At 31.7% G+C, this 18,721-nt stretch carries 20 protein-coding genes; 12 read left to right on the forward strand and 8 right to left on the reverse strand.

Annotated features, from left to right (window positions below; all coding sequences use genetic code 11):
- Positions 1-43: 43 nt before the first annotated feature.
- The gene (locus NSS86_RS05455; RefSeq protein ID WP_000214278.1) at positions 44-1,135 is read right to left on the reverse strand and encodes a prephenate dehydrogenase; all 1,092 of its coding nucleotides are present in this window, start codon (positions 1,133-1,135) and stop codon (positions 44-46) included.
- Positions 1,136-1,299: 164 nt separating this feature from the next.
- Between NSS86_RS05455 and NSS86_RS05460 the strand changes: the two genes are divergently transcribed.
- From NSS86_RS05460 to NSS86_RS05515, 12 genes are all read left to right on the forward strand, one after another.
- Positions 1,300-2,331, forward strand: a complete 1,032-nt coding sequence (locus tag NSS86_RS05460; protein WP_000433355.1) for a M42 family metallopeptidase — start codon at positions 1,300-1,302, stop codon at positions 2,329-2,331.
- A 491-nt stretch (positions 2,332-2,822) separates the two neighbouring features.
- Entirely contained in the window at positions 2,823-4,229 is a 1,407-nt protein-coding gene (locus tag NSS86_RS05465) for an anthranilate synthase component I (protein WP_000350970.1), read from the forward strand.
- On the forward strand, positions 4,226-4,792 hold the full coding sequence (locus NSS86_RS05470; protein ID WP_000604816.1) for an aminodeoxychorismate/anthranilate synthase component II: 567 nt from the start codon (positions 4,226-4,228) through the stop codon (positions 4,790-4,792). Before NSS86_RS05465 ends, NSS86_RS05470 begins: the two co-directional genes overlap by 4 nt.
- A 5-nt stretch (positions 4,793-4,797) precedes the next feature.
- Complete coding sequence (trpD, locus tag NSS86_RS05475) at positions 4,798-5,796, forward strand: anthranilate phosphoribosyltransferase (RefSeq protein WP_000173828.1); 999 nt, start codon at positions 4,798-4,800, stop codon at positions 5,794-5,796.
- Between the two features lies 1 nt (position 5,797).
- Positions 5,798-6,580 carry an indole-3-glycerol phosphate synthase TrpC gene (gene trpC / locus NSS86_RS05480; RefSeq protein WP_000153613.1) on the forward strand — a complete coding sequence of 261 codons (783 nt, stop codon included), beginning with the start codon at positions 5,798-5,800 and terminating at the stop codon, positions 6,578-6,580.
- Positions 6,580-7,212, forward strand: a complete 633-nt coding sequence (locus tag NSS86_RS05485; RefSeq protein WP_000768192.1) for a phosphoribosylanthranilate isomerase — start codon at positions 6,580-6,582, stop codon at positions 7,210-7,212. The genes trpC and NSS86_RS05485 overlap by 1 nt, the downstream gene beginning before the upstream one ends.
- On the forward strand, positions 7,205-8,419 hold the full coding sequence (gene trpB, locus NSS86_RS05490; RefSeq protein WP_001041351.1) for a tryptophan synthase subunit beta: 1,215 nt from the start codon (positions 7,205-7,207) through the stop codon (positions 8,417-8,419). The genes NSS86_RS05485 and trpB overlap by 8 nt, the downstream gene beginning before the upstream one ends.
- On the forward strand, positions 8,412-9,140 hold the full coding sequence (gene trpA, locus NSS86_RS05495; protein WP_000163628.1) for a tryptophan synthase subunit alpha: 729 nt from the start codon (positions 8,412-8,414) through the stop codon (positions 9,138-9,140). Before trpB ends, trpA begins: the two co-directional genes overlap by 8 nt.
- 321 nt (positions 9,141-9,461) lie before the next feature.
- Positions 9,462-10,724 (forward strand): glycine glycyltransferase FemA, encoded by a 1,263-nt coding sequence (femA, locus tag NSS86_RS05500; protein WP_000673315.1) that lies wholly within the window; start codon positions 9,462-9,464, stop codon positions 10,722-10,724.
- Positions 10,725-10,742: 18 nt separating this feature from the next.
- Positions 10,743-12,002, forward strand: a complete 1,260-nt coding sequence (femB, locus tag NSS86_RS05505) for a glycine glycyltransferase FemB (RefSeq protein ID WP_000673098.1) — start codon at positions 10,743-10,745, stop codon at positions 12,000-12,002.
- A gap of 288 nt (positions 12,003-12,290) precedes the next feature.
- On the forward strand, positions 12,291-13,037 hold the full coding sequence (locus NSS86_RS05510) for a hypothetical protein (protein WP_001079525.1): 747 nt from the start codon (positions 12,291-12,293) through the stop codon (positions 13,035-13,037).
- Positions 13,038-13,266: 229 nt separating this feature from the next.
- Positions 13,267-14,034: a Cof-type HAD-IIB family hydrolase gene (locus NSS86_RS05515; protein WP_001213021.1), complete on the forward strand. Its 768-nt coding sequence runs from the start codon at positions 13,267-13,269 to the stop codon at positions 14,032-14,034.
- A gap of 47 nt (positions 14,035-14,081) precedes the next feature.
- Here NSS86_RS05515 and NSS86_RS05520 read toward each other — a convergent pair whose 3' ends face one another.
- From NSS86_RS05520 to NSS86_RS05550, 7 genes are all read right to left on the reverse strand, one after another.
- Positions 14,082-14,555, reverse strand: a complete 474-nt coding sequence (locus NSS86_RS05520; protein ID WP_000523668.1) for an SWIM zinc finger family protein — start codon at positions 14,553-14,555, stop codon at positions 14,082-14,084.
- A gap of 123 nt (positions 14,556-14,678) precedes the next feature.
- Positions 14,679-15,380: a dipeptide/oligopeptide/nickel ABC transporter ATP-binding protein gene (locus tag NSS86_RS05525; RefSeq protein ID WP_000571259.1), complete on the reverse strand. Its 702-nt coding sequence runs from the start codon at positions 15,378-15,380 to the stop codon at positions 14,679-14,681.
- Entirely contained in the window at positions 15,373-16,146 is a 774-nt protein-coding gene (locus NSS86_RS05530; protein WP_000052315.1) for an ABC transporter ATP-binding protein, read from the reverse strand. Before NSS86_RS05530 ends, NSS86_RS05525 begins: the two co-directional genes overlap by 8 nt.
- Positions 16,133-16,963 (reverse strand): nickel transporter permease, encoded by an 831-nt coding sequence (nikC, locus tag NSS86_RS05535; RefSeq protein WP_000548936.1) that lies wholly within the window; start codon positions 16,961-16,963, stop codon positions 16,133-16,135. The genes NSS86_RS05530 and nikC overlap by 14 nt, the downstream gene beginning before the upstream one ends.
- Positions 16,956-17,942 carry a nickel ABC transporter permease gene (gene nikB / locus NSS86_RS05540; protein ID WP_000469951.1) on the reverse strand — a complete coding sequence of 329 codons (987 nt, stop codon included), beginning with the start codon at positions 17,940-17,942 and terminating at the stop codon, positions 16,956-16,958. The genes nikC and nikB overlap by 8 nt, the downstream gene beginning before the upstream one ends.
- A 170-nt stretch (positions 17,943-18,112) precedes the next feature.
- Positions 18,113-18,298: a hypothetical protein gene (locus NSS86_RS05545; protein WP_001791844.1), complete on the reverse strand. Its 186-nt coding sequence runs from the start codon at positions 18,296-18,298 to the stop codon at positions 18,113-18,115.
- Positions 18,246-18,590, reverse strand: a complete 345-nt coding sequence (locus NSS86_RS05550; protein WP_000171798.1) for a hypothetical protein — start codon at positions 18,588-18,590, stop codon at positions 18,246-18,248. The genes NSS86_RS05545 and NSS86_RS05550 overlap by 53 nt, the downstream gene beginning before the upstream one ends.
- Positions 18,591-18,721: the final 131 nt, after the last annotated feature.

The raw sequence follows: 18,721 nt of genomic DNA on the forward strand, positions 1-18,721 counted from the left end.
ATATCTAAGAATACATGGGAATTTATCAAAAGAGACTTAATAATTATTGGATATAACAATCAAAATCACTCAATGCTTGCATACCGCGTTCTCGGTCAGTAGGATTTTTGAAACTAATTTTTAAAGCACCGTATATATCTTCGCGTACTTCTAAGATTCTTAAGTTGCTTATAGATATGTTATGTAAACTCATGATATAAGTCACTTTACTTATCATACCTGATTCATCCGGAATATCTACATATAGATCATACGCAGTATTTAGTCCACCTAGTTGTTTAGCGGGTAGTGCGTCGCGATACGATTTAGCTTGGGCAAAAAATGATAACAATTTTTCAGAATCATTGCTTTCAATTAGTCTTTCTAAATCTTGAAACTGACTTTTTAGCTGTCGAATCATTTCTAAAATATACGTTTTATTACTCAAGGTGATATCTTTCCACATTTGTGCATTACTACTAGCTATACGAGTGATATCACGAAAACCACCAGCTGCAAGTTTATTAACTAAATGATGTTCTTGACCGTTCTTTTGACTAACATGAACTAAACTAGATGCAACGATATGAGGTAAATGACTTACGACGCTTGTTACGTAGTCGTGTTCTTCAGCAGTAGTTACAATAAATTTAGCAAGAGTAGGTGATAACAGTTCTTTTAACGTGTTTGCTGCTTGCTCATTTCTTGGCTCATTATAGACTAAAATATAATAAGCGTTTTCAAATAAGTGCTTTTTAGCATTTAGTACACCAGATTTATGACTACCAGCCATTGGATGACCACTGACTAAATGAATATTATGCTTTAATAAATTGGATTCGTGTTGCTGTATCATTGCTTTAGTACTACCAGTATCAGAAACAATAACACCAGGTTTAGTTGGCATATCTATAAGCTCGCTAAGATATTTATTTGTGATAGCAACAGGTGTTGCATAAATAATTACATCGGCTTTTTTAATAGCTTCACTATAATTTAAACATTTTTCATTAATAATGCCGATTGATTTAGCTTTATCTAACTGAGAAGTATCTGCATCGTATGCAATAATATTAGTATTAGGGTTATGGTATTTTATATTGCTAGCAAGACTTCCACCAATTAATCCAAGTCCAACAAATAAAACTGTTGTCATATAAATCACCTTATTTCGAAATTTTCAGAATAATAACATTGTAAATGAGCTGTTGACACAGTGCAATAGTAAATAAAAATCGATAATAGCATTAATAGATAAACGGAGATAAATCATCTACAATAAAGAGTATAGTAACACAATGGCAACGGAGGGGTAAATCAATGGAACCAATATTAGAAATGATTAAAACATTAACAGGTATTAATAGTCCTTCAGGAGACACAGAAGAAGCAATTCAATTTGTCGAAAAATATGCAAAAGACTTGGGTTATCAAACAACACTAACAAATAAAGGTGCGTTATTAATAACAGTGCCAGGCAAAAATGATGAAGTACAACGCTGTATTACTGCTCATGTTGATACTTTAGGTGCAATGGTTAAAGAAATTAAAGAAGATGGTCGCTTAGCAATAGAATTAATTGGAGGATTCACGTATAACGCGATTGAGGGTGAATATTGCCAAATTAAAACTGATGCTGGTCAAATATATACAGGAACAATTTGTCTGCATGAAACAAGTGTTCATGTATATAGAAATAATCATGAAATACCTAGAGATCAAAAGCATATGGAAATAAGAATTGATGAAGTAACTACATCAGAAGAAGATACAAAGAGTTTAGGTATTTCAGTAGGTGATTTTGTTAGCTTTGATCCACGTACAGTTATCACGTCATCAGGTTTTATTAAATCTCGTCATTTAGATGATAAAGCTAGCGTAGCGATGATACTACAATTACTAAAGAAATTAAAAGAAGAGCAAATAATATTACCACATACAACGCAATTTTATATTTCTAATAACGAAGAAATAGGTTACGGTGCAAATGCATCAATTGATTCGAAAATCAAAGAATATATTGCATTAGATATGGGCGCGTTGGGAGACGGTCAAGCATCGGATGAATATACAGTTTCTATTTGTGCCAAAGATGCTTCAGGTCCATATTATAAGCAATTGAAATCGCACCTAGTTAATCTTTGCAAAATAAATAACATTCCATATAAAGTAGACATATATCCATATTATGGTTCAGATGCTTCAGCAGCTTTACATGCTGGTGCGGATATCAGACATGGTTTATTTGGCGCTGGCATTGAATCATCTCATGCAATGGAACGAACACATATTGATTCTATTAAAGCGACAGAGAAATTACTATATGCATATTGCTTATCACCAATTGAGTAAACAATTAGTGTTGACAAATGTGAACGACCTATGTAATATAATGAACTATAAAAATAATTAGAATTTTCTAAAGAAATAGTAGCAGATATGAAACGTAGCAAATAGAAAGCTAATGGGTGATGGGAATTAGCACGCCATATCTTGTGAATTGGACTTTGGAAAACAATTGAATGAGTTTTGAAAGTGAACATGAATTATGTTAACTAAGGTGGCACCACGGTAACGCGTCCTTACAGGTATATGCGTTATGTGGTGTCTTTTTATTTAGACAAAATGTAGTAGTTAATTAAAGGTAGCAACAGAAAGTTAGTGGATGATGTGAACTAACACCGAGATTAATGAAATTGGGTTTTGTCTGCAACAGAAAAATTATATATAGTAAAGAGTGAACTATGAATATTTTGAATATTCGGTTAATTTAGGTGGTACCACGCGTCAGCGTCCTTTATATTGATAAGGATGCTGGCGCTTTTTTGAAAGGAGCGTATAGAATGGATATATTTTATAAAAAAATAAAAGCAAATGTAACGCCCGAAGTTTTAGCACAACTTCATTCCAAGAAGATCATTTTGGAAAGTACAAATCAACAACAAACTAAAGGTCGCTATTCAGTTGTTATTTTTGATATTTATGGCACTTTAACTTTAGATAATGATGTATTATCAGTAAGCACTTTAAAAGAATCGTATCAAATCATTGAAAGACCGTACCATTATTTAACGACTAAAATAAATGAAGACTACCATAATATTCAAGATGAGCAACTTAAGTCATTACCGTTTATATCTGGATATGTTGGGACGTGTAGCTTTGATTTAGTAAGACATGAATTTCCTAAATTGCAATCAATACAATTAGAAGATCACAAGCAGCACGATGTAAGGTTATATATGGTTGAACAAGTTTATGTATTTGACCATTACAAAGATGAGTTATATATCATCGCGACGAATCAATTTTCAAATTCAACAAAATCAGATCTTGAGAATCGAGTTAATAAGTCTATCGAAGACTTAACTAAAATCCAACCATTCATGCCTACACAAGATTTTGATTTTAAAACTAAAGAAATTCAATCAAATATTTCTGAAGAAAGATTTATCGAAATGATTCAGTATTTCAAAGAGAAAATAACAGAAGGGGATATGTTCCAAGTTGTGCCATCAAGAATTTACAAATATGCGCATCATGCTAGTCAGCATTTAAATCAACTTTCGTTTCAACTGTATCAAAATTTAAAACGACAAAACCCAAGTCCATATATGTATTATCTTAATATCGATCAACCATATATTGTCGGTAGTTCTCCCGAAAGTTTCGTAAGTGTCAAAGATCAAATTGTAACAACTAATCCTATTGCAGGTACGATTCAACGTGGTGAGACGACACAAATAGATAATGAGAATATGAAACAACTACTTAATGATCCAAAAGAATGCAGCGAACATCGTATGCTAGTTGATTTAGGACGTAATGATATTCATAGAGTAAGTAAAATCGGTACCTCAAAAATTACTAAATTAATGGTTATTGAAAAATATGAACATGTTATGCATATCGTAAGTGAAATCACAGGTAAAATAAATCAAAATTTATCACCAATGACAGTTATTGCGAATTTATTACCAACAGGTACCGTTTCAGGTGCACCAAAATTACGTGCAATTGAAAGAATATATGAACAATATCCACATAAACGAGGCGTTTATAGTGGTGGTGTTGGATACATAAATTGTAATCATAACTTAGATTTTGCTTTAGCAATTCGAACGATGATGATAGATGAGCAGTATATCAACGTAGAAGCTGGTTGTGGCGTTGTATATGATTCTATTCCTGAAAAAGAACTGAATGAAACGAAATTGAAAGCTAAAAGCTTATTGGAGGTGAGGCCATGATCTTAGTTGTAGATAATTATGATTCCTTTACATATAACCTAGTGGATATTGTTGCTCAACATACTGACGTCATTGTTCAATATCCTGATGATGATAATGTGCTGAATCAATCGGTGGACGCTGTTATTATATCTCCTGGTCCAGGGCATCCATTAGACGATCAACAGTTAATGAAAATCATATCAACCTATCAACACAAACCCATTTTAGGTATTTGCCTAGGTGCTCAGGCACTGACTTGTTATTACGGTGGAGAAGTCATTAAAGGCGACAAGGTTATGCACGGAAAAGTTGATACACTAAAGGTTATATCGCATCATCAACATCTGTTATATCAAGATATACCAGAACAGTTTTCAATTATGAGATATCATTCATTAATAAGTAACCCTGACAATTTTCCAGAAGAATTGAAAATTACTGGACGTACCGAAGATTGTATACAGTCATTTGAGCATAAAGAAAGACCGCATTACGGTATTCAGTACCATCCTGAATCATTTGCTACAGACTATGGTGTCAAAATAATTACAAATTTCATTAATCTAGTGAAGGAAGGATGAAAACCATGACATTACTAACAAGAATAAAAACTGAAACTATATTACTTGAAAGCGACATTAAAGAGCTAATCGATATACTTATTTCTCCTAGTATTGGAACTGATATTAAATATGAATTACTTAGTTCCTATTCGGAGCGAGAAATCCAACAACAAGAATTAACATATATTGTACGTAGCTTAATTAATACAATGTATCCACATCAACCATGTTATGAAGGGGCTATGTGTGTGTGCGGCACAGGTGGTGACAAGTCAAATAGTTTCAACATTTCAACGACTGTTGCTTTTGTTGTAGCAAGTGCTGGCGTAAAAGTTATAAAACATGGTAATAAAAGTATTACCTCAAATTCAGGTAGTACGGATTTGTTAAATCAAATGAACATACAAACAACAACTGTTGATGATACACCTAACCAATTAAATGAAAAAGACCTTGTATTCATTGGTGCAACTGAATCATATCCAATCATGAAGTATATGCAACCAGTTAGAAAAATGATTGGAAAGCCTACAATATTAAACCTTGTGGGTCCATTAATTAATCCATATCACTTAACGTATCAAATGGTAGGCGCCTTTGATCCTACAAAGTTAAAGTTAGTTGCTAAAACGATTAAAGATTTAGGTAGAAAACGTGCAATCGTTTTACATGGTGCAAATGGTATGGATGAAGCAACACTATCTGGTGATAATTTGATATATGAATTGACTGAAGATGGAGAAATCAAAAATTACACATTAAATGCGACTGATTATGGTTTGAAACATGCGCCGAATAGTGATTTTAAAGGCGGTTCACCTGAAGAAAATTTAGCAATCTCCCTTAATATCTTGAATGGTAAAGATCAGTCAAGTCGACGTGATGTTGTCTTACTAAATGCGGGTTTAAGCCTTTATGTTGCAGAGAAAGTGGATACCATCGCAGAAGGCATAGAACTTGCAACTACATTGATTGATAATGGTGAAGCATTGAAAAAATACCATCAAATGAGAGGTGAATAATATGACGATTTTAGCAGAAATTGTTAAATATAAACAGTCACTTTTACAAAATGGCTATTATCAAGACAAACTTAATACCTTGAAAAGTGTGAAGATTCAGAATAAAAAATCTTTTATAAACGCAATTGAGAAAGAACCAAAGCTAGCAATTATTGCAGAAATTAAATCGAAGAGTCCTACAGTTAATGACTTACCTGAACGAGATTTATCGCAACAAATCTCAGATTATGAAAAGTACGGTGCAAATGCCGTGTCCATTTTAACTGATGAAAAGTACTTTGGTGGTAGTTTTGAAAGATTACAAGCATTGACAACAAAAACAACATTACCCGTATTATGCAAAGACTTTATTATAGACCCGCTTCAAATTGATGTTGCTAAACAAGCTGGTGCATCTATGATTTTATTGATCGTTAACATCTTATCGGATAAACAATTGAAAGATTTATATAACTACGCTATATCGCAAAATCTAGAAGTGTTAATTGAAGTACATGATCGCCATGAATTAGAACGTGCCTATAAGGTTAATGCTAAATTGATTGGTGTAAATAACAGGGACTTAAAACGATTTGTCACAAATGTGGAACATACAAATACTATTTTAGAAAATAAAAAACCCAATCATCATTATATTTCTGAAAGTGGTATTCACGATGCATCTGATGTAAGAAAAATCTTGCATAGTGGTATCGATGGCTTACTAATAGGTGAGGCGCTTATGCGTTGTGACAATCTATCTGAATTTTTACCACAACTGAAAATGCAAAAGGTGAAGTCATGATGAAATTGAAATTTTGTGGCTTTACATCAATAAAGGATGTTACAGCGGCCAGTCAATTACCTATTGATGCGATAGGTTTCATCCATTATGAAAAAAGTAAAAGGCATCAAACAATTACCCAAATAAAAAAGTTAGCGTCTGCTGTTCCAAATCATATCGATAAAGTATGTGTCATGGTAAATCCTGATTTAACAACAATTGAACACGTATTAAGCAATACGTCAATTAACACAATACAGTTACACGGCACAGAATCTATTGATTTTATACAGGAAATTAAAAAGAAATATTCAAGCATTAAAATCACTAAAGCTTTAGCTGCAGATGAAAACATAATCCAAAACATAAATAAATATAAAGGGTTCGTAGATTTATTTATTATCGACACACCCTCAGTGTCGTATGGTGGTACCGGTCAAACATATGACTGGACTATTTTGAAGCACATAAAAGACATACCTTATTTGATAGCAGGAGGCATTAACTCTGAAAATATTCAAACAGTTAATCAACTTAAATTATCACATCAAGGTTATGATCTTGCATCAGGTATAGAAGTAAATGGGCGAAAAGATATAGAAAAAATGACAGCAATTGTAAATATTGTGAAAGGAGATAGAGACAATGAATAAACAAATACAAACAGAAGCAGATGAATTAGGTTTCTTTGGTGAATATGGAGGGCAATATGTTCCAGAAACATTAATGCCAGCAATTATTGAGTTGAAAAAAGCTTATAAAGAGGCAAAAGCAGACCCAGAGTTTCAAAGAGAACTGGAATACTATTTATCAGAGTATGTAGGACGCGCGACACCACTTACATATGCTGCATCATATACTGAAAGCCTAGGTGGCGCTAAAATATATTTGAAACGAGAGGATCTAAATCATACAGGCGCCCATAAAATTAATAATGCGTTAGGTCAAGCGTTGCTTGCTAAAAGAATGGGCAAGAAGAAGCTTGTTGCTGAAACTGGTGCGGGTCAACATGGTGTAGCTAGTGCTACGGTTGCTGCATTATTTGATATGGAACTTGTTGTCTTTATGGGAAGTGAAGATATTAAAAGACAACAACTTAATGTATTTAGAATGGAATTACTTGGTGCAAAGGTTGTGGCAGTTGAAGAAGGTCAAGGGACTTTATCGGATGCAGTTAATAAAGCATTGCAATATTGGGTAAGTCATGTAGATGATACACATTATTTATTAGGTTCTGCATTAGGTCCAGACCCATTCCCAACGATTGTTAGAGATTTTCAGAGTGTCATTGGTAAAGAAATAAAATCACAGATATTGAAGAAAGAAGGTCGACTTCCGGATGCAATTGTAGCATGTATCGGTGGTGGCTCAAATGCAATCGGTACATTTTATCCATTTATTAAAGATGATGTTGCATTATACGGTGTTGAAGCCGCAGGTCAAGGCGAGGATACTGATAAACATGCACTTGCAATTGGCAAAGGATCACCTGGCGTATTACATGGTACTAAAATGTATTTAATTCAAGATGAAGGTGGGCAAGTGCAACTAGCACATTCTATTTCAGCAGGACTTGATTATCCTGGTATTGGGCCTGAACATTCTTATTACCACGACATTGGTAGAGTAACTTTTGAAAATGCAAGTGATACACAAGCAATGAATGCTTTAATCAACTTTACAAAACATGAAGGTATTATACCTGCAATTGAAAGTGCACATGCACTGAGTTATGTTGAAAGACTAGCGCCTACGATGTCGAAAGAAGATATTATTGTAGTAACTATTTCTGGACGTGGCGATAAAGATATGGAAACAATTAGACAATATATGGCAGAGCGAGGTCTTGCAAATGACTAAATTATTTATACCTTATATTATGGGCAATAAAGATTTGATTGAAAATGCAACATTGTTGAGTGAAAATGGTGCAGATATAATTGAAATTGGTGTACCTTTCTCTGATCCGGTTGCTGATGGTCCAGTTATCATGGAAGCAGGTCAACAAGCGATTAAACAAGGCATCACGATAGATTATATTTTCAATCAATTAGAAAAACATGGTGATCAAATTAAGTGTAACTATGTATTAATGACGTATTATAATATTATTTGTCATTATGGAGAACAAGCGTTTTTTGAAAAATGTCGAGATACTGGTGTCTACGGCTTAATTATTCCTGATTTACCATATGAATTATCGCAGCGTTTAAAACAACAATTTAGTCACTATGGCGTCAAAATCATATCGTTAGTTGCGATGACTACTGATGACAAACGTATAAAAGATATCGTATCTCATGCGGAAGGCTTTATTTATACTGTGACGATGAATGCGACAACAGGACAAAACGGTGCGTTTCATCCAGAATTAAAACGAAAAATTGAGTCAATTAAAGCGATAGCCAATGTGCCAGTTGTCGCAGGATTTGGTATAAGAACACCACAACATGTTGCAGATATAAAAGAGGTTGCAGATGGCATCGTCATTGGTAGCGAAATCGTTAAGCGATTTAAATCTAACACGCGTGAGGAAATCATTAGATATTTACAATCTATCCAACAAACATTGAATAATTAAGTTTACTTGATTTAAAAAAATTAGGCGAATACTGTTTGAAAAAGTGAAAAACGGTGAATTATAAAATTGAATAGAAATGATACAAAAGTAATATGAGCAAACCCAAACGTTCATATTACTTTTTTTGAAATTGTATGCAAAAATCTAAATATTACTATAAAAGTATACGCAATTAAAGCGTTTATGTTTTAGTTTTAACATTAACTATTGTATACTTATTTAGATTAGATTTATTATTTTTGACATTTGCAGAGGGGAAATAGAAAAACTGCAAATACGGAAATGAAATTAATTAACGAGAGACAAATAGGAGTAATGATAATGAAGTTTACAAATTTAACAGCTAAAGAGTTTGGTGCCTTTACAGATAGCATGCCATACAGTCATTTCACGCAAACTGTTGGCCACTATGAGTTAAAGCTTGCTGAAGGTTATGAAACACATTTAGTGGGAATAAAAAACAATAATAACGAGGTCATTGCAGCTTGCTTACTTACTGCTGTACCTGTTATGAAAGTGTTCAAGTATTTTTATTCAAATCGCGGTCCAGTGATCGATTATGAAAATCAAGAACTCGTACACTTTTTCTTTAATGAATTATCAAAATATGTTAAAAAACATCGTTGTCTATACCTACATATCGATCCATATTTACCATATCAATACTTGAATCATGATGGCGAGATTACAGGTAATGCTGGTAATGATTGGTTCTTTGATAAAATGAGTAACTTAGGATTTGAACATACTGGATTCCATAAAGGATTTGATCCTGTGCTACAAATTCGTTATCACTCAGTGTTAGATTTAAAAGATAAAACAGCAGATGACATCATTAAAAATATGGATGGACTTAGAAAAAGAAACACGAAAAAAGTTAAAAAGAATGGTGTTAAAGTAAGATATTTATCTGAAGAAGAACTGCCAATTTTTAGATCATTTATGGAAGATACGTCAGAATCAAAAGCTTTTGCTGATCGTGATGACAAATTTTACTACAATCGCTTAAAATATTACAAAGACCGTGTGTTAGTACCTTTAGCGTATATCAACTTTGATGAATATATTAAAGAACTAAACGAAGAGCGTGATATTTTAAATAAAGATTTAAATAAAGCGTTAAAGGATATTGAAAAACGTCCTGAAAATAAAAAAGCACACAACAAGCGAGATAACTTACAACAACAACTTGATGCTAATGAGCAAAAGATTGAAGAAGGTAAACGTCTACAAGAAGAACATGGTAATGAATTACCTATCTCTGCTGGTTTCTTCTTTATCAACCCATTTGAAGTTGTTTATTATGCTGGTGGTACATCAAATGCATTCCGTCATTTTGCCGGAAGTTATGCAGTGCAATGGGAAATGATTAATTATGCATTAAATCATGGCATTGACCGTTATAATTTCTATGGTGTTAGTGGTAAATTTACAGAAGATGCTGAAGATGCTGGTGTAGTTAAATTCAAAAAAGGTTACAATGCTGAAATTATTGAATATGTTGGTGACTTTATTAAACCAATTAATAAACCTGTTTACGCAGCATATACCGCACTTAAAAAAGTTAAAGACAGAATTTTTTAGGAAGGGAATTATCAAAACATGAAATTTACAGAGTTAACTGTTACCGAATTTGACAACTTTGTACAAAATCCATCATTGGAAAGTCATTATTTCCAAGTAAAAGAAAATATAGTTACCCGTGAGAATGATGGCTTTGAAGTAGTTTTATTAGGTATTAAAGACGACAATAACAAAGTAATTGCAGCAAGCCTTTTCTCTAAAATTCCTACTATGGGAAGTTATGTTTACTATTCGAATCGTGGTCCAGTAATGGATTTTTCAGATTTAGGATTAGTTGATTATTATTTAAAAGAGTTAGATAAATATTTACAGCAACATCAATGTTTATATGTTAAATTAGATCCGTATTGGTTATATCATCTATATGATAAAGATATCGTGCCATTTGAAGGTCGCGAGAAAAATGATGCCTTAGTAAACTTGTTTAAATCACATGGTTACGAGCATCATGGCTTTACAACTGAGTATGATACATCGAGCCAAGTACGATGGATGGGCGTATTAAACCTTGAAGGTAAAACACCCGAAACATTGAAAAAGACATTTGATAGTCAACGTAAACGTAATATTAATAAAGCGATAAACTATGGTGTTAAAGTCAGATTCCTTGAACGTGATGAGTTCAATCTTTTCTTAGATTTATATCGTGAAACTGAAGAGCGTGCTGGATTTGTGTCAAAAACAGATGATTATTTTTATAACTTTATTGACACATATGGAGATAAAGTATTAGTACCATTAGCATATATTGACCTTGATGAATATGTGTTAAAGTTGCAACAGGAATTGAATGACAAAGAAAATCGTCGTGATCAAATGATGGCGAAAGAAAACAAATCAGATAAACAAATGAAGAAAATTGCAGAATTAGATAAGCAAATTGATCATGATCAGCATGAATTATTGAATGCAAGTGAATTGAGCAAAACGGACGGCCCAATTCTAAACCTTGCTTCTGGCGTTTATTTTGCAAATGCATATGAAGTGAATTATTTCTCTGGTGGTTCATCAGAAAAATATAATCAATTTATGGGACCATACATGATGCATTGGTTTATGATTAACTATTGCTTCGATAATGGCTATGATCGTTATAATTTCTATGGTTTATCAGGTGATTTTACGGAAAACAGTGAAGATTATGGCGTATACCGCTTTAAACGTGGATTTAATGTACAAATCGAAGAATTAATAGGGGATTTCTATAAACCAATTCATAAAGTGAAATATTGGTTGTTCACAACATTGGATAAATTACGTAAAAAATTAAAGAAATAGATGTAAATGATGTTAGGGCTTATAGTTATTGATACTATAGGCTCTTTTTTATGCTTTTTTTAGCGAAATTTTAATTATTTCACACTAAGAAAAACTAGTATGTATTTGTCAATCTAATGTTTTTCATTATAATGATGTTTTATTGATTTAGTTTTATGATTAAAAGATTATGCAAAACATAAAATATATAGCGTCATATTTGAGTTTTAATGATAATATTTTTATAATATATAATATAAAATAATGGTTATCTGAGTATGAAATGCAAGTAAGTGAGGTAGTTAAAAAATGAATCGAATTGAAAAACATGCCAAAAACACTTTTATTATTCTGATGCTCATTATGTTATTTTGGATTTTTATGAGTTTTATTTTCCAGAAATTATTATTTCCACCTTCGAAAAATAATTTAACTACATATGAAGCATTAAAATATTATACACATTTAAAGGGATATTACGGTTTGGATCATATATCAAAAGGAATAGCATACATTGCCTGTGTGTTAATTCCATTCAATTTCTTTTTTAGATTCAATGACATCAAAAAAGATAATAACTATAATAATATTATAAGTACGTTATTCCTATTATTATACTTTTTAGTTAATGGAATTTCGTTGATTATTCAAGGATTCACTGCAGAATTTACAATTAGTTTAATTAGTGAGTCAAATATTCATAATAATCATGAATTTGCTGTGAACTTATTTAGATATGTCATACAAGAAGGTGGTATTTCTTTTAGTACATATCTAGTGTGTAACTTTTCTATAATAATGTGGTTATTCTTTTCGTGTTCTTTATTAAAAGAACGAAAACCAGTTGTCAGATGTTTACCATTAATTATATCTTGTTTAAAATTAATATTAATCCTACTATTTTTACTTTCAATACTTTTGGTCATATATCAAACTCAATCTGCACAAATCTTATTTATTTTTATAGATTTTCTAAATTTTGTCGCGTTAATTTTAGTTTATTTATGTACTAATCCTAATAATAGAGGTATTGATAAAATAGCATGTGTTAAATAAAAAGTTAATAGTAACTACAAACATACTTTACTAATAATCAAAACGACTTATACAAAATCGAAGTTATATAAGTCCCCTTATGGAATTTCACATTCTAGTTTACATAATATATATTATAGGAAGTAATGTGTGTGACGCAAAAGGTACCCTACATCATAATCATTATCTAATATCGTCACATAACTTACTTATGCTATAATCATGGTATTATATTGTTTGGAGTGATTTGATGAGATTTGTCTTTGATATTGATGGTACGCTTTGTTTTGACGGCCGATTAATTGACCAGACTATTATTGATACATTGTTACAATTACAACATGATGGTCATGAACTTATATTTGCATCAGCACGTCCGATTCGTGATTTGTTGCCAGTTTTACCATCAGTATTTCATCAGCACACATTAATTGGCGCAAATGGTGCTATGATTTCACAGCAATCAAAGATTTCTGTTATCAAACCAATTCATACAGATACATATCACCATATCTTAAAAATAATTCAAAAGTATGAGTTAGATTATATTATTGATGATGATTGGAATTATGCTGCACAACTTGACGCTGAGAACGCGATTTTTGAGCGTTTAGATCCACATAAGCTGGCCAGTTGTATTGATGTTGCAAATATCGACACACCAATCAAGATCATTTTATTAAATATAGACCCGGCACAAATTACAACTATATTAGACGAGCTAAATAAATACCATCAAGAATTGGAAATGATTCACCATTCAAATGAGTATAACATTGATATAACAGCGCAAAATATTAATAAATATACTGCATTACAATATATATTTGATGCAGATGTTAAATATATAGCATTTGGTAATGACCACAATGATATTTTCATGTTACAACATGCTAGTAGTGGCTATATTATAGGACCATCAGAAGCATACACACACGCAATATTGAAACTTGATAAAATCAAACACATCAATAATAATACACAAGCTATTTGCAAAGTCTTAAAATCATATAAATAAAAGCACCCCTATCAAATGATAATCATTATCAATCGATAGGGGCTATTTTAATAAAATTCGTCCTCGAACATTTCTTCCTCTTCATCTAATCCAAATAATTCTGCCATTTCTCCATGTTCAATTAACATGTTTAAATATGCATCGCGGAGTTCTTCTTCACTCATATCATTAATCATTTCTTTAAGACTATCAATCCACATATTTCTGCGTAATTGATAGTCTTCTTCAACTTCGTTTAACATCATTATATGTTTATTTGCTGCTTCTGGACTAGCTGTAAAGAGTAATGCAATCATATGTTTACATATCACTCGTCTTCCATCAGCATGAGGACAATTACATTTGGATTTTCTAGGATGTTCCATATCAATATAACAACGATATACTTTGTTGCCACTGCCCTTTACTTCAGCCTCATGCTGCGTTTCTGAAAATGATTTTAAGTTAATGACGCATTCACTTTGATAATAATTAAAGCCTCTTTCTATAGAACGAATACTTGCAATATCAAGTAATCCCATTAATGATACTCCTTTTTATTATTATTTTTAAATAAAGAAAATAAAATCGATAAGTGTCTAGATTAATATACTTGATTCATCTATATTTTATAACAAGTCTAGAATTATCGCATTCTTAAATAGCTAATATGAAAATGTTTGCACTAATTCTTTTGTATAAGGGTGTCTATCAACATTAAATAATTCCTCTATTGCAAAATCATCGACTATCATGCCATCCTTAAGAACGATAATTCTATTAACTAAGCGTTGTAACACGGATAAATCATGAGAAATAACGATAAAATGATTTAAGTTCGTAATCGTTTGCGCTTTTAATATATTGATTACATTTTGTTCAGCTATAACATCTAAATTTGAAGTTATCTCATCACATATTAAAACGCGAGGCTGTGCTAATAACGAACGCATGACATTAAATCTTTGTAATTGTCCGCCACTCACTTCGCTTGGTAATTTAGTCAATAATTGCGCGTTTAACTCAAAAGTAGATAAATGTTGTAATAATAATTGATCCTGAGCAGTATTATCAGTTAGGCCTCTGTAATAATATAACGCTTCTTTTAATGAGGTCTCAATCGTCCAATCAGGGTTAAAGCTAGTTAAAGGGTGTTGGAAAATCGTTAACACAGCATTATCACTTAAGTAAATTTCTCCTTTAACAGGTTTAAACAAGCCAAGAACCAATGAAGCGAGCGTACTTTTACCACAGCCACTTTCGCCTAAAATACCAACATTTTCTCCATCAGGTATAGTAATATTGATATCTTGTAGCACCATCTGCTTTTTATTATAACCAAAAGTCACATGTTTTAACTCAATCATAGTAATCCCTCTTTAATTGTGTTCTATATTTAATTAGACGTTCAGTATACGGATGCAAATGCTCATACTTGAAATGATTAATATTACCTCGTTCAATGATTTGACCTTCTTTTAAAACATAAATGTACTGACAATATTTCAATACATGACTTAAGTTATGTGTGATAATAAATAATGTTTGACCATGTTCTAATACAATATGCTGTAATAAATCCATCACTTGATTACCGTTCAAAGCATCCAATGATGCAACTGGTTCGTCTGCAATGATTAATTTAGGCTCCAACATGAGAACGCTTGCTATGTAAACGCGTTCAAGTTGGCCCCCAGAAAGTTGGAAACTATATTTATTTAATATATCTTTGCTTTGTAAATTAACCCACGACAAAGCCTTGTCAATTTTTGACAAAGCCTCTTCTTTACTACTTTTATAATGCTTACGATAAATCGCAGTTAACTGTTTACCTAATTTAGTATGGTCGTTAAAACTTTCTGCATAATTTTGAGAAATATAACCAATTGTATGACCATAATATTGACTCAATCTACTAATATTTTCTCCATCAAATTGGTACGAATCATACGTGCAGCTTAAATCAAATGGTAAATATTCAAGTAAGGCTTTAGCAATCAAACTTTTCCCAGCGCCGCTCTCTCCAATCAAGGCATTAATCTGTTGACTAAAAATTTTCAAATCAATCCCTTTAATAAGATATTTCTCACAAGTATTCTTTATTGTTAAATTTTGTATATCAATGAGACTCATCATATTCACCTCGTTGTTTTAGCAATCTATCTCTTAGCGCATCTCCGGTTAAATTAAAAATTAAAATAGTTATAGCAATGACTGAAGCAGGTGCAATCAACATAATTGGATGAGACGAAATAAAATCACGACCTTGTTGCAACATAGCGCCCCACTCTGGTGTTGGCGGTTGTGCACCTAACCCAATAAATGATAGTGAACTTATATATAAAATGATTTTACCGAAATCAACGACCATCAAAACGATAATAGCCGGTATAATTTTAGGTGTTAAATGACGTATTAATATTGTTCTTGTAGGTACATGAAATAATTGTGCCATTTTTATATAAGGCTTATTCATTTCGCTATTAACTATACTTCTAGTCAACCTTGTGTAATTCATCCATTTTATTACTGTAATTGAGATAACTAAATTCCACAAAGATGGTTGAAAAAAGCTTGCTAAAGCAATCATGATGATAAATTCTGGAATACTTAGACCAACATCAATAAACCTTAACACTAATCGTTCAATCCACCCTTTTTTATATCCGGCAAATAGACCTAGTGTAACACCTATGACAACGATAGCTATTAATGTTAAAACAGTAACAAACAATGTTGAACGTGCACCGATAATAATTCGGGTAAATAAATCTCTCCCATAATCATCAGTTCCTAATAAATGCAACCAACTAATAGGTTCAAAAGTTTGTGATAAATTGACTTTGGTTGCATTTTCACTACTGACAAAGAATTGCAGTACAATTACCACAAAAATAAATGCAACGAATACAAAAAATATCAGGTTATTCTTTGAAAATATTTTATGCATGACGGTCACTACTTTCTGATATCAATGGTGTATTGGTTTTGTTTTTTGGATTTCCTAATTGTAAACGCTGCTTCGGATCAAGTAATAACGTTAATAAATCAGCAATCGTATTGATAATAACAACGAAGAAGCCAATAAATAACACGCATCCTTGAATAACAGGATAATCTCGAGATTTAATACTATCCATTAATAGATAACCAATACCAGGTATATCAAATAAATTTTCAATCACTACAGTACCACCTATTAGACTGCCAAGTGAAATCCCTAGTAATGGGATAATCGGCAAAATTGTTGGTTTTAGTAAATCATGAATTAAAATATAACGTTCATTCATACCGCGTAATCTTGATGCTTGTACGATATTACTTTGCAATAACATCAATAAATTAGAACGCACTAAACGAATGATGTATGCACACATACCTAAAGATAGCGTGATTACAGGTAATATAAACTGACTTAGTATAACGCTATCTATATTCATTAAATTTGTGACAATAAATAATAAAATAATACCGATAAAGAACGCTGGTAAACTAATCGATAGTGTTGAGATCACTCTAATCACTTTATCCGTCCACTTATGAAATCGTTTGGCTGCTATAATGCCGAGCGGTATAGATATGCATAACGACACTACTAATGTTGAAAATGATATGAGTAATGTTATGGGTGCATAGTTGAATAATATCTGTGTTACCGGTTCTTTTGATTCAAAACTTTTTCCTAAATTAAAATGTAATAAATGATTCATCCAATGCCACCACTGTACCAATAAAGAATCATTTAATCCCAATTTATCTTTGGTTGCATTTATTTGTTCCGTCGACACTTGTGCTACATCAAGATGTAATATTTTATCAACAGGATTGCCTGGTGATAATTTCATTAAAATGAATGTAAGTGTAGAAATAACAAATAAAACAACTATCATTTGCATCAGTCTATACAACATAGACTTTATTATGAACATAATAGTCCCCCTCCTTGTGTAAGTTACTAACACTTTCTTTTTACATGAGAATGGCGCATGTATATGCAACTTACATATTAAGAACCAACGTTCATTATAGTATTATCCATAAAGAAATTGAAGTATATTTAATTTTTTAACAAAATCATTATAAAATATAATATTTTGAATCAAGTCAACCATGTAAAATATAAAAAAGTCAAAACAAAAACAACTATAGCACTGTATTCCATCTCTTTCGAAATAATTGTTACTGCAGTGTAACTTAAAAGTCGATGATTTTGTGCATATAGTTGTCGAATATTATTTTTTATCTTTACGGCGAAGTTCAGCGCCCTCATAGCCGTATTTTTCAATTTGCTTTTCTAATTTACGCGCTTTTCTTTCTTTACGCCAATTTCTAGTAAAATACCATAATAGAAAACTAATTAATAAACTCATAATCGCTAAAAATGCAGCGTATCCTAATAATGGTTGATATTTTATATCTTGAAAATTTGGAATAAAAAATGCAAGCACACCTAATATAACAAATGTAATTACTGCAGATACAAACCATTTATTTAAAACTAAGCAACAGAATATTGTTAATAAAATCATTATTAATGTTGTGATCCATAAATAATTAGGCATATCGAATAATGTCATATTCATTCTCCTTTTATTTCATTACTTTCCTTGTATACATTTTATTATAAATTTTTAAAAACTTAAACAATAGCAGTCAGTTTCAAGCAATATTCTATCTACTATTAGAAAAATCATTGTTCCTTGCGACA

Source organism: Staphylococcus sp. FSL W8-0056 (genome assembly GCF_037963075.1).
Classification (GTDB): Bacteria; Bacillota; Bacilli; order Staphylococcales; family Staphylococcaceae; genus Staphylococcus; species Staphylococcus aureus.

What these genes read in the sequence shown, in the direction of transcription:
- NSS86_RS05465 (WP_000350970.1), top strand. Translation starts at nt 2,823, where the DNA reads ATGGATATATTTTATAAAAAAATAAAAGCAAATGTAACGCCCGAAGTT.
- NSS86_RS05530 (WP_000052315.1), bottom strand. Translation starts at nt 16,146, where the DNA reads ATGAGTCTCATTGATATACAAAATTTAACAATAAAGAATACTTGTGAG.
- NSS86_RS05525 (WP_000571259.1), bottom strand. Translation starts at nt 15,380, where the DNA reads ATGATTGAGTTAAAACATGTGACTTTTGGTTATAATAAAAAGCAGATG.
- NSS86_RS05485 (WP_000768192.1), top strand. Translation starts at nt 6,580, where the DNA reads ATGAAATTGAAATTTTGTGGCTTTACATCAATAAAGGATGTTACAGCG.
- NSS86_RS05455 (WP_000214278.1), bottom strand. Translation starts at nt 1,135, where the DNA reads ATGACAACAGTTTTATTTGTTGGACTTGGATTAATTGGTGGAAGTCTT.
- nikC (WP_000548936.1), bottom strand. Translation starts at nt 16,963, where the DNA reads ATGCATAAAATATTTTCAAAGAATAACCTGATATTTTTTGTATTCGTT.
- NSS86_RS05510 (WP_001079525.1), top strand. Translation starts at nt 12,291, where the DNA reads ATGAATCGAATTGAAAAACATGCCAAAAACACTTTTATTATTCTGATG.
- trpB (WP_001041351.1), top strand. Translation starts at nt 7,205, where the DNA reads ATGAATAAACAAATACAAACAGAAGCAGATGAATTAGGTTTCTTTGGT.
- NSS86_RS05470 (WP_000604816.1), top strand. Translation starts at nt 4,226, where the DNA reads ATGATCTTAGTTGTAGATAATTATGATTCCTTTACATATAACCTAGTG.
- NSS86_RS05515 (WP_001213021.1), top strand. Translation starts at nt 13,267, where the DNA reads ATGAGATTTGTCTTTGATATTGATGGTACGCTTTGTTTTGACGGCCGA.
- femA (WP_000673315.1), top strand. Translation starts at nt 9,462, where the DNA reads ATGAAGTTTACAAATTTAACAGCTAAAGAGTTTGGTGCCTTTACAGAT.
- NSS86_RS05460 (WP_000433355.1), top strand. Translation starts at nt 1,300, where the DNA reads ATGGAACCAATATTAGAAATGATTAAAACATTAACAGGTATTAATAGT.
- trpD (WP_000173828.1), top strand. Translation starts at nt 4,798, where the DNA reads ATGACATTACTAACAAGAATAAAAACTGAAACTATATTACTTGAAAGC.
- NSS86_RS05550 (WP_000171798.1), bottom strand. Translation starts at nt 18,590, where the DNA reads ATGACATTATTCGATATGCCTAATTATTTATGGATCACAACATTAATA.
- trpC (WP_000153613.1), top strand. Translation starts at nt 5,798, where the DNA reads ATGACGATTTTAGCAGAAATTGTTAAATATAAACAGTCACTTTTACAA.
- nikB (WP_000469951.1), bottom strand. Translation starts at nt 17,942, where the DNA reads ATGTTCATAATAAAGTCTATGTTGTATAGACTGATGCAAATGATAGTT.
- trpA (WP_000163628.1), top strand. Translation starts at nt 8,412, where the DNA reads ATGACTAAATTATTTATACCTTATATTATGGGCAATAAAGATTTGATT.
- NSS86_RS05520 (WP_000523668.1), bottom strand. Translation starts at nt 14,555, where the DNA reads ATGGGATTACTTGATATTGCAAGTATTCGTTCTATAGAAAGAGGCTTT.
- femB (WP_000673098.1), top strand. Translation starts at nt 10,743, where the DNA reads ATGAAATTTACAGAGTTAACTGTTACCGAATTTGACAACTTTGTACAA.